The organism is Candidatus Tremblayella phenacoccinincola, from assembly GCF_002682985.1.
Taxonomy (GTDB): Bacteria; Pseudomonadota; Gammaproteobacteria; order Burkholderiales; family Burkholderiaceae; genus Tremblaya; species Tremblaya phenacola_C.
This window is the reverse complement of sequence record NZ_MKGN01000008.1, coordinates 1-10,425: the sequence shown is the minus strand read 5'-3', so window position 1 is coordinate 10,425 and position 10,425 is coordinate 1. Positions and strand designations below refer to the sequence as shown.

Here is a 10,425-nt window from a genome sequence, read left to right as displayed (position 1 = left end):
AAGTGTTCAAACATTATGTTTAGCTTTTCTTTAAACCTGCCGTCCCATAAAGACATCTAGTCCTTTTCCTTTTTAGGGTTAGTTGTTAGAGAAGGGGGGTAGAATAGGTTTAGAAGGGTATGTTCTTATTAATTGAATGTAGTTAGGCCTCTATATAGGTTTATTATATATCCTATTATAAGTATAGATGGTGTTGTATTATTATATGTTAAGCTTTCTATGCTTTTTATATTACTTATTATTAGCTTTTGGTCTTTATTAGAACTTGAAGACACTATTGCAATTGGGATCTTATTTGAGAACCTACTTTTTAATAGCTTTTCTTTTAGCTTAGTTATATTACTTGCATACATATACATTATTATTGTTTGCTTCTTATTTAGGTCTAGACTCCAGTTAGGTTTGCTTTTATAGGATATAGACCCTGTTGTAAAAGAAACACTATTAGAGTAGTTTCTATGTGTTAATGGTATTCCTACTGTAGTTCCTATTGCTGTTGTTATCCCAGGTACTATATGTGATGGAACCAACTATAGCTTTAAATATGCTGGAGTCGTATTCGATAAGATCTGAAAGCTGTTTCCTGTTAAGAACAATTCCGTTGAGTCTTAGCTGTTTCATTAACGTACTATAGTTTAATCCATATTTACGGCTTGCTATATTGATATGTATAACCCACAAAGACCTATAAGTTCTTTTCTTCCTTTTGCGTCCAATATAGGAATACTGTTGAGACTTCATTACTGCTTGTTTAGCAATACGATATACGTTCTTTCTCCTACCCCTAAACCCTTTAGCTAACCTAACAAGCTTCTTGTGTCTGAAGCGAGAAGTTACTCCTCTTTTTACTCTGGTCAAGACAGTCTCCCATTATTGACACAGCAAGCGCCTAACCCTTTCGGAATCTGAGCTATGAACATAGGAACCCTGATGTAATCTCCTTTTGTTCTTAGAGCACTTCTTGGTTAACAAATGACTTCTAAAAGCTTTACGTTTCTTTATACATCCGGTTCTATTACACTTGAAACGCTTGACTGCGCTTCTGTTAGGTTTGGGTTTCGTTTTATGCATTCCACTTTATGTTGTTTAGGCTTTCTTTGGTTTAATGTTGTTAGGAGCATTGAAATGGTTTTGTCTTCTTTTCTTTTAGAGTGTTCAACTGAGCAGAGGCCTGAAAGATCGGTTTGGATATCTTTGAGAATCTCAAAGCCCATATATTTAAAACATAGCTCTCGTCCTTTGAATTTAACAATGACCTTAACTTTGTTTCCTTTCTCTAAAAAGCTAACTAACTGACGCATCTTAATTCTGTAATCTTTCTTACCAATGTTAGGAGTAAACTTAACTTCTTTTGTTTGCATGGTCTTTTGTTTAGCTTTATCTTTTTGTTTCTTTTTTGAAGATCTGTATTTGTACTTGCCGTGATCCATTAGGCAGCAAGCTGGGGGAAAGCTGTTAGGTGATGTTTCAATAAGATCTGTATCTAACCTTTTGGATATGTTTAAGGCTTCTTCTAAGTTCATAGTTCCTAATAGTTCTTTGTTTAAGCCGGTTACTCTTACTTTGGACGTTGAGGGGTCACCATTAATCCGTTTAGTTGAGGTTATGTTTATGGTTATACTTATGGTTATGCTGCCTCCTCTATTTAAAAGTTAGTTAGAGAGATGGAGTTCTTAGCTAGGCTTTGGGAGTTCTTAGTTACCAACTGAGTTAACAACCTTTTCTTATGTGTTGTTAGTACATATAGGCTTTTGGATGCACAAGGTGACTGTTACTATTTCGGTACCCTTCACTAAAATGGAAATGTAGTATAAAGTCCATGATAATTACGCACACTATTGCCTCGGCTACCGGGACTGCTCTTATTCCAATACACGGGTCATGTCTTCCTTTAGTTCTTAAAAAGACTGGTTTATTGTTGTCACTTACAGAGCGTTTGAACAAGGATATACTAGACGTTGGTTTTATAGATATAAAAGAGACTATATCACTGCCTGTGGATAGACCACCTAATATGCCGCCTGAATGGTTACTTAAAAAGCCATCTGGAGTTAAAGCATCGTTTAGTTCTAGACCAGTTTTTGAAGAGCTCAGGTATCCTGAACCTATATCTACGTTCTTAACGGCATTAAGACTCATTAAACCACATGCTATGCTAGCATCTAACTTATTGAAAAGCGGTTCCCCTATGCCAGTTGGTAGATTGGTCATTATTAATGCTAGTCGGGATCCTGCTGAGTTTCCAGTCTTGATCAGAGAGAGTAGCTGTTTGGACAAAGTAGTTATGTAGCTAATGTTAGGACTAAAAAAGCAGTTGTTATTAACGTATGTCCAATGGATAAAAGGAATAGCTATGTCTTTCAACACACTGAGATAGCCTTTAACCTGAGAACCATGATTAAGCCTTATCCATTTCTTAGAGACAGAACCACCGGCAACAACTGCAGCTGTTACTCTAGCCGACGCTCTTCCACCGCCTCTATAGTCTCTATGTTTATATTTCTGAGCATACGTATAGTCCGCGTGTCCTGGCCTGAATGCTTCTTTAAGGTTGAAGTAATCATTGCTTCTACAATCAGTGTTTTCGATTACCAGTGTTATCGGACTGCCTGTTGTTTTGTTGTTAAAAACTCCAGATAGAATCTTAACATTGTCCTTTTCTGATCTTTGTGAAACGTACGCTGACTTACCTGGTTTCCTACGATCCAGCTCTTGTTGTACCTCATTATTGTACAAAGGCAAGTTAGAAGGGCATCCATCAACTAAACAGCCTACAATACAGCCATGAGATTCTCCAAATATGGTTATGGATACCAGCTTACCAATTGAATTATGCATATCCTCTTTGTGCTTTTATATAGGAACCCACTATGAACTACATTTCAGTTAAAATGCATATGAACCACAAACCCCACATGAACCTTCTTGATGGACGACTTACGACACAATGATATAGCCCTAGCAACAACAATAAAGAGGTTAATTAAATGTATAAACGTAGTGTATTTTGTGTTAAGGTTGGTTCTATGTTGGATGGGTTTGATATGCCCCCTTTTACTAATAAGCTTGGGGTTAAGATATATAAGAATGTGTCTAAGAAAGCATGGAACGACTGGCTAAGAAAACAAACGACTCTTATTAACGAATACAGACTGAACCTATCAAACCCAAACGTTAGATGGTTTCTCTACGGTCAACTAAGTGACTACCTTTTTAAAAACACTGTATACTTAGGAACATTCAGTAGAATAGCAACTTCTTAGACCTGATGTTACCTTATTGAACACCTGTAGTTCCATATATTCTTTCAACATACATAGCGTTGAGGACACTGGTTCAAACCCAGTCAGGTGCTATCTGTTTATGGTTATGTTAGAAGTTAATGAAGAACTTACCTAACATCTCTTTTGAGTTCTCTCCTCCGAAAACGTACTATGGGTTCTTAAAGATGTTGCAAACACAGAAGGAGTTGGCTTGTGTTTTACCAAGGTTTGTTTCTATAACATATAGTCGTAGCAGCTTTAAAAGAAACCAATTGGACCTGATAGTAAGTATGAAACGGTTCTTTAACTCGGTTGTCCCACATATACTATGTACTTCACCAAAACAAGAACTAATGAAAGAGCTAAGCTTTTATAAAGCTGTTGGTATTCGACATGTTGTTGTTTTAAAGGGTGATACCCCAGGATTGAAAGAAGACTCTTTCTCAACAGATGCTAGTGACTTAGTTAGGCTGATACGAAGTGTACATGGAGAGCTCTTCTATATTGATGTAGCCGCATATCCAGAAGGACACCCTGGCAACCCGTCTATACTAAAAGATATTAAAAGCTTTGTAAGAAAGGTTGAGGCTGGCGCAGATTCAGCAATTACCCAATATACCTATAGCGCAGACTCATATTACAAACTGTTGGAGGATGCCTATAAGTTAGGTGTTAAGATTCCGATTACTCCAGGTATAATGCCAATAGTTAGCTACGATAAGCTAGTATACTTTTCGGATCTATGTGGAGCAGATATTCCATATTGGATAGTCAAAAGGTTAAAAACACTGAAGGACAGAAGCTGTTCAGTTCTTGAGTTTGGAGTTGATGTTATTCTAAAGCTATGTGAGAACTTAATAAGTCTTGGGGTTTCAGATCTTCATATATATACTTTAAACGAATGTGCAGTTGTGAAAACAATATGCAAACACCTAGGCTACATCCAATAAAGCTGTCTTACTTCTTAAACACCATTGGTTTACCAACATTCAGTCGTAAGCAATATAGCTTCGATCGTTTAGCATTACCGAACTTCTTTACTGTGATCTTTGATATTAAAGGCGAATGTAACTGGAATGTGCGCTCTATTCCAAACCCAGAGGAAGCTTTTCGCACGATGAAAGAAGAGTTGTTACTACGGTTTCTTTTCGCAATAACTATGCCCTCGAAGGATTGGTTTTTCTTTTTGTCTGATTGGTTAAGGGTTTCTATTATGATAAGATCTCCAACACTAATCTTAAAAGCATCGCAACAGGGAGTAGGAGACAGTTCTCTTTCCACTTCCTCTAAAGTGAGACGGTTAATCATTGTTGTTTCCAAGTTGAGAACCATGTTTAACACGCAGCCTTTTAATTACTTTCAAAACTGCACATGAAGCTAAAGCACCACTAGAGACCCAGAACCCTAGCCTTTCTGTATCAACCATAATAGCTTTGTTTATAGGTTCATAAAAGCCTATCTTTTCAATGAACTTCCCATCTCGTTTACTTCTAGAATCTGCAACTACAATATTGTAAAACGGGATGTTCCTTGCTCCTCTCCTAGTAAACCGAATAGTTAACATTCGAACCTCCTTTAGTTATGATGGGCTTTTGGTCTCTTAGTATGTAGAGCTCGTAGTATAGCATTATCAAGAGCTTTTTTAAGTTGTGGTTTGTTAGTGGAGAACATGCTTACAAAATGTAACGTCCTGTTTATGGTTAAAGTTGTATATACGTTCTGTTTTATATGGACTGGTCTTTTGAAGTGATAGATATTACCAGCCATCGAATTAGCTAAGTTATCATTCTTGAATACATAGCCAGCTTTACATTCAACAAACCTAAAGAACCTGTCATTAAATATGTTGCTTGAGATTAATGAGACCTTACTGTAATTATTATCGATGTTTACAACAGTGGTCTCTAATACGTCGCCATTACTAAAATAGTTAGAAAGCTTCTTTCTTACGAACCTGGGTAAATAGATCAGGCCACTAACTGACATTGGTAAGTCTACATATATCCCAAGATCCACGAAGGACCTAATAATGATGCCTAGTCTGTCGTTCTTTCTGAAGAGCTTTGAGAATATTAACCAGGGGTTATAGATACATTGTTTCATTCCTAAGCTGATGCGGCGTCTGGTTTTGGAGATGTCTATGATTGAAACGTTAACAGGCTGTCCTATTTTTAGTAACTTGTTTGGTAAGGTATTTTTATTCTTCCAGTACATTTCAGATATGTGAACTAAGCCTTCAATACCGGGTTCTATCTCTACAAATGCTCCATAGTCCGCAATATTTGTGATCTTACCTCTTACCTTATGTCCAGGTGGATAACGTTCTATAACTCCATCCCAAGGGTCACTATGTAGTTGCTTTAAACCAAGAGATACTCGCTTTTTGATTCTATCGAACTTAAGCACTTTTACTGTAACAAAGTCTCCTAAGGACAGGACGTTGCTAGGGTGTTTGATACGTCGCCAAGAGATATCAGTTATATGCAACAGCCCATCTAAGCCTCCTAAATCTATGAATGCTCCGTAGTCTGTAATATTCTTAACGGTGCCTCTTACCACTACGTCCTCTTTCAGAGAGGAGAACAGCTTCTTACGTTTTTCAAGCTGATGAGATTCCAGAACAGACCTTCTAGACAGAACGATGTTGTTACGTTTCTTATCTAGCTTGATAACGTGAAACTTAAACCTCTTGCCTTCATACTTCTCAGCATCTTTTACTGGTTTTAAGTCAACTAGAGAGCCAGGTAGAAAAGCAGCCAACCCATTAACTACCACAGTCATTCCTCCCTTCACTCTGTTAACAATGACCCCCACAACATATTCTTTATGGCTTAGGGACTTCTCTAAAGCTACCCAGGCTGTCAGCTTCTTTGACTTGATTCTAGATAGTGATATGTTACCGCCATTTGATTCAAGACTTTCAATGTACACTGGAACAAGAACACCAACTTTAACCTCTAATTCGTTGACATAGTTAAGGAACTCCTCAATTGGAATGCATGTGTCAGACTTAAGACCAGTCCTAATAGTTACAAACCTGTTATTGATGGCTATGACTGTTGCAGATATTATAGACCCGGAACTGACATCATAATACTTGAAATATTCTTGAAGCAAGACTAGATACTCATTCATAGCGGGAGGCTTTATAGGTTAACTATGTTTAATAATACTTTAATGAACTAACAGCTGACATCTGATATCTAGTTTGGTGCTCCTGTATCCACTAACCAGCTAAGCTATTGAATACATAATAAAAGCTAGGAAAGGTTTTGTTTATGCATTGATGGTTCATTATTCTAACGTTAACTCCTTGCGAACTAATAACAGCGAAACACATCGCTATTCGATGGTCACCATAAGTATTTATGTTGATGGTGCTGTCTTTGTTTAGATGACTGGTTGGTAAAGAGTACGCAGAGATGAAGTCAATTCCACATTCGACTACTACCCCAAGCTTTCTTAGTTCCATAGTCATTGCCAACAGCCTATCAGTTTCCTTAAGTCTCCAGCTTCTTATGCCGCTTAGGCTAATACTACAGGCAGTTATTAAGGTTACGATAAGAAGAACCATAGAAACGTCAGGTATTGAATGACAGGCTATTCTCAATGGGAGTAGCTTTCTTGCTTGTTTATATATACTGACGTCACTTCTTGAAACCAGAATACTACATCCCATCCTCTTTAATATACACACTAAGAAGAAGTCACCTTGAACATTATACAGACAAATGCTAAGAAGTTTCAAGTTACTTCGGTTTACCAGACCCAATATGAGGTAGTATGAAGCTGATGATATATCCATTTCTATACAGAATGAAGGACCTGTGTATCGGTTAGCTATAATGCATGTTGAGAAAAGCTTCCACCCATATCTATGTACTATCATACCAAGCCTTTCCAATAAAAGCAACGTCATAGTTACGTACGGTTTAGAAGTAACAATACTATGAATTAACAAGGTAATTCCTTTACCGAGCTTTCTCTTGTACATAGGCAGAACCATTAAGAGAGCTGTTATATACTGACTCGATGTACTACCATCAAGCAATACTCTGATAGAGTCTTTCACCGTTGCTAAAGGACGTATAAACAATGGTAAGCAGGAAGGCCTGAACAAGTGTTTAATGTTGGTTCCTATAGTTCTTAAGCTAAACAGCATATCTTGTAACGGTCTTTCATGTATCCTCTGCAGTCCGTATAGAAAGTAGTTACCTTGGTAACATGAAAGCATAGCACTTAAACTTCTTGCTGATGTTCCTGAGTTACCTAGAAATAGCTCACTATGTTTGCTTGTTAGTAGCGTTAGCTTATGGATAGACCATTCTGGTTGACTACGCTGAACCCTTGCTCCAAAAGCATATGTAGCATTTATCATTATGTTGGTATCTTCAGAGTTTAGAAGGTCCTTGAGTTGGGTTTTTGTGGGTGTTAAAGAAGATAGGAGCAGTATTCTATTAGATATGCTTTTAGAACCAGGAGCTTGTCTTGTTGCACCATAAATTCTACTTGAAGGCTTTGTGAGGATAGATTTCAAATATAGTTATTGTTGGTGTAAAAGCCTACCTTTTTGCTAATAGATATCATTCTTAAAGCTTTGGAAGACAGCTTATCATTTCGTTTACATAATAAAAGTAACAGTCTTTTGTAATATACTACCCCACTTTCCAACAGATCGATGTTTTGTTTTATAACAGCTAACAGAAGTAACAGCATATCTCTACATATTTTGGTTCTATGTGTTAAAAGAATGTATCGTACTTTCTTACATATATACAAGCGACTACCTTTACGTTGTAATTCCAGAAAAGAGGTTTTGTTATTCCAGCGATCTTGTATTGGGTCTAAGCTTTCAATGCTATACTTAGTGATAATGCTTCTACCAGAAATGGACAACATGCTATTACATATACAGCTTACCTTTGCAGCCTTTGAGGTATTCATTATTGTATACATAGTATGGCTGTTTCTACTGTTCCATTGTTTTGTTTGATTGTACGCATGGGTTTGAGTAACAGACAATATATACCTATTGGAAGGACTTAACACTAAATGTTGGCTTATACAATGACTTATGTAGTTCTGGATATGTACGTTATGGTTGTTCATAGTGGCTAGAGCAGTATGCAACAATCCACTACAGTTGTTTCTGAATGGTAATCTGGTGTTCAGGCTACTATATATAATAAATGGTGTCTCATCTATCAGAGAGAATGGAAAGCTCACCGTTGTCATATCGAAACAACTATCCATTACAGAGTGTGTGTGGCTTCCTGGAGAACCATAAAAAGAAGTAACAGAGTGTCCTTCGCTTCTTTTACTTATACTGATAATTCTTTTCCAGACTTCCCTAAGATCTTTAACCTTTAGTATATTGACTGCCATACAGCTACTAATCAGATTACTTATTACTTGCCTTTCCCTTGAAGAGTTCGTTATCGGAGAGCTCAATGTTATCTTAACTCTACCAACTTTTGTAGCTACCTTAATGCGGGTTTCCAATAGTTTAACTAGTACCTTGTCCACCAGATCTATGCGATAGCGAAAGTAACGTAAGTGAGAATTGGTGTTGCAGGGATGCATTCTTTATTCGATGGTATTTAATAGGGTTCTCACTTCCTTTTCAACTTCGGTTCGAACATTCCTTAATACTTCCGAAACATATTTTCTCAACAGCTCTTCCATTATATCATGACCAACTTGAGAACGTACGTTTAGATATTTCTTACCTACGTTGCTTTTGTAAAATGTAGTTAGGTCTTTTATTTCTTCAATGGTGTAATATCTGGAGAAAGCTGAACATTGTGCACTAACTGCATTGTTCCAGAAGTCTGGGGTTTTTAAAGTTTCTATTGAGTTGTTGCATATATCTTTCTCACAATACTTTTGTAGTGTTTGCATGAGCCTGTCTCTTTGAGTGAAGCTTACTTGTTTTTCAGATAAGATGTCAGACTCAATTATTGGGATTAACTGTTTGATTTGGGTAATGATGTTGTGCATTATTGAATAGATAGCTTTCGGTATGTCCAAACTATCCATCAGTTCTCGGATAGCAGCACGTTTGTCAGTGGTTATTAGCTGTTCTGTTTCACTGGAATCGATGGATGAACCTACAACAGAGTTTAACCAGTCATTCTCATTACTATGTTCTTTTGGAGCAACGCTTGTTAACTGGTTGGTCCTAGCTTCTGTATTGGATGTGGCTGTGGGTGTGGTTGGAAAAGCTTTGGAGTATTCGTAGTTAAGATGAACCATATCAAGTCCCTCGTTGTCAATAATACACGCTTCTGACGAATTCAATGTAAAAGCATGGATAACTAAAACTATTATTGAAGTAACAAGAACCAACACTTTACCTTTTATCTTACTTAACCACTTTAGTATATTGTTCATATCTTCTGCTGTGGTTGTTTGTTCCATTGGGTTAACGGTTGTTGAAGTTGATGGATTGGTTGGTTCAGTTTAGGTCTCATCATGTGCTAGCCTATAGAGTTAAGATGTTTATAGGAACTGCTAGTAAAGAATATCTGGGGGTGTCAAAGGATTCGACAAAAGCTAAAGAGAGGTTAGTGCATGTGTATTTGATCTATCTTCGAGGTCAAAGGTGTTCCTTAAGTAAACGAAGAAGAAACAACCGCAAACAAGAAGAGGTTTAAGTTAGTATCTAATGACAGCTGTTACACATTAGAACAAAGAAACAGGGTCTAAAGCTTCTTCTGAAATATATGTGTAGTGCTTTGGAATATATAGCGTAAGATTAAACATGTAGAGCTAATCGAGGTATGCTTTTGGACGTGGGTTCGAGTCCCACCATCTCCACTTCCTGATATGTGGTTCTAGAGGCCTTTCCAAACAGATGTCCACAGAGAACTACCAACAAAGCTGCAGTGTACTTGTTTATCTTTATCATAGTAATATAGCTACTAGGAGGGAGGAGGGAGGAGGGTTGATAGTCTAGGAGAACAGCCTTAAAGTATGTATGATGAGGCTATCGTATATGTATGAGGCTAACGAAGCTAACGAAACAATGAACAGACTGACAGCAGAACATACTACTGCTTTCCACCCCAACCTTCTCCGGGATACCTTTCCTACTGAGAGTTCCCACACATACTCCCTCACAAACATCCTCTTCTGTTTACTACTGACCCTAACTCCACTA

13 protein-coding genes and 1 other RNA gene are annotated in these 10,425 nt (G+C 37.3%); 3 read left to right on the top strand and 11 right to left on the bottom strand.

From position 1 onward, the window contains the following. Positions 1-128: 128 nt before the first annotated feature. The 5 genes from TPPER_RS00420 to aroC form a co-directional block, all read right to left on the bottom strand. Positions 129-530, bottom strand: a complete 402-nt coding sequence (locus TPPER_RS00420) for an SAM-dependent methyltransferase (protein ID WP_099336826.1) — start codon at positions 528-530, stop codon at positions 129-131. After that, entirely contained in the window at positions 457-858 is a 402-nt protein-coding gene (gene rplT, locus TPPER_RS00415) for a 50S ribosomal protein L20 (RefSeq protein ID WP_099336825.1), read from the bottom strand. Before rplT ends, TPPER_RS00420 begins: the two co-directional genes overlap by 74 nt. A 12-nt stretch (positions 859-870) precedes the next feature. Beyond that, entirely contained in the window at positions 871-1,071 is a 201-nt protein-coding gene (rpmI, locus tag TPPER_RS00410) for a 50S ribosomal protein L35 (RefSeq protein WP_099336824.1), read from the bottom strand. Next, the gene (gene infC, locus TPPER_RS00405; protein WP_236859553.1) at positions 999-1,589 is read right to left on the bottom strand and encodes a translation initiation factor IF-3; all 591 of its coding nucleotides are present in this window, start codon (positions 1,587-1,589) and stop codon (positions 999-1,001) included. The genes rpmI and infC overlap by 73 nt, the downstream gene beginning before the upstream one ends. Positions 1,590-1,734: 145 nt before the next feature. Continuing rightward, a complete protein-coding gene (gene aroC / locus TPPER_RS00400; protein WP_099336822.1) occupies positions 1,735-2,838 on the bottom strand; it encodes a chorismate synthase in 1,104 nt (367 codons plus the stop codon). Positions 2,839-2,987: 149 nt separating this feature from the next. Between aroC and TPPER_RS00395 the strand changes: the two genes are divergently transcribed. Together TPPER_RS00395 and TPPER_RS00390 are read left to right on the top strand one after the other, a co-directional pair. Next, entirely contained in the window at positions 2,988-3,263 is a 276-nt protein-coding gene (locus TPPER_RS00395) for an oxidative damage protection protein (RefSeq protein WP_099336821.1), read from the top strand. A gap of 119 nt (positions 3,264-3,382) precedes the next feature. Then, entirely contained in the window at positions 3,383-4,213 is an 831-nt protein-coding gene (locus TPPER_RS00390) for a methylenetetrahydrofolate reductase (protein ID WP_099336820.1), read from the top strand. A gap of 7 nt (positions 4,214-4,220) precedes the next feature. On the opposite strand, the gene TPPER_RS00385 is transcribed toward TPPER_RS00390, so the two are convergent. The 6 genes from TPPER_RS00385 to TPPER_RS00360 all read right to left on the bottom strand — a co-directional run bounded on the left by TPPER_RS00385 (position 4,221) and on the right by TPPER_RS00360 (position 9,683). Beyond that, positions 4,221-4,571, bottom strand: a complete 351-nt coding sequence (locus TPPER_RS00385) for a 50S ribosomal protein L19 (RefSeq protein WP_236859552.1) — start codon at positions 4,569-4,571, stop codon at positions 4,221-4,223. Then, entirely contained in the window at positions 4,564-4,827 is a 264-nt protein-coding gene (rpsP, locus tag TPPER_RS00380) for a 30S ribosomal protein S16 (RefSeq protein ID WP_099336818.1), read from the bottom strand. The genes TPPER_RS00385 and rpsP overlap by 8 nt, the downstream gene beginning before the upstream one ends. Positions 4,828-4,838: 11 nt before the next feature. Beyond that, on the bottom strand, positions 4,839-6,398 hold the full coding sequence (locus TPPER_RS00375) for a S1 RNA-binding domain-containing protein (protein WP_099336817.1): 1,560 nt from the start codon (positions 6,396-6,398) through the stop codon (positions 4,839-4,841). A gap of 91 nt (positions 6,399-6,489) precedes the next feature. After that, on the bottom strand, positions 6,490-7,800 hold the full coding sequence (gene aroA / locus TPPER_RS00370; RefSeq protein WP_099336816.1) for a 3-phosphoshikimate 1-carboxyvinyltransferase: 1,311 nt from the start codon (positions 7,798-7,800) through the stop codon (positions 6,490-6,492). Continuing rightward, positions 7,797-8,846, bottom strand: a complete 1,050-nt coding sequence (locus TPPER_RS00365; RefSeq protein ID WP_099336815.1) for a chorismate mutase — start codon at positions 8,844-8,846, stop codon at positions 7,797-7,799. The genes aroA and TPPER_RS00365 overlap by 4 nt, the downstream gene beginning before the upstream one ends. A gap of 3 nt (positions 8,847-8,849) precedes the next feature. After that, on the bottom strand, positions 8,850-9,683 hold the full coding sequence (locus TPPER_RS00360; protein WP_099336814.1) for a DUF2059 domain-containing protein: 834 nt from the start codon (positions 9,681-9,683) through the stop codon (positions 8,850-8,852). A gap of 109 nt (positions 9,684-9,792) precedes the next feature. On the opposite strand from TPPER_RS00360, the gene ssrA reads away from it, so the two are divergent. Next, positions 9,793-10,085, top strand: a transfer-messenger RNA (tmRNA) gene (gene ssrA / locus TPPER_RS00355). Positions 10,086-10,425 lie beyond the last annotated feature (340 nt).

Coding starts and splice junctions, on each gene's coding strand:
- TPPER_RS00390 (WP_099336820.1), top strand. CDS start 3,383: ATGAAGAACTTACCTAACATCTCTTTTGAGTTCTCTCCTCCGAAAACG.
- TPPER_RS00395 (WP_099336821.1), top strand. CDS start 2,988: ATGTATAAACGTAGTGTATTTTGTGTTAAGGTTGGTTCTATGTTGGAT.
- TPPER_RS00365 (WP_099336815.1), bottom strand. CDS start 8,846: ATGCATCCCTGCAACACCAATTCTCACTTACGTTACTTTCGCTATCGC.
- TPPER_RS00375 (WP_099336817.1), bottom strand. CDS start 6,398: ATGAATGAGTATCTAGTCTTGCTTCAAGAATATTTCAAGTATTATGAT.
- TPPER_RS00360 (WP_099336814.1), bottom strand. CDS start 9,683: ATGGAACAAACAACCACAGCAGAAGATATGAACAATATACTAAAGTGG.
- rpmI (WP_099336824.1), bottom strand. CDS start 1,071: ATGCATAAAACGAAACCCAAACCTAACAGAAGCGCAGTCAAGCGTTTC.
- rpsP (WP_099336818.1), bottom strand. CDS start 4,827: ATGTTAACTATTCGGTTTACTAGGAGAGGAGCAAGGAACATCCCGTTT.
- aroC (WP_099336822.1), bottom strand. CDS start 2,838: ATGCATAATTCAATTGGTAAGCTGGTATCCATAACCATATTTGGAGAA.
- TPPER_RS00385 (WP_236859552.1), bottom strand. CDS start 4,571: ATGATTAACCGTCTCACTTTAGAGGAAGTGGAAAGAGAACTGTCTCCT.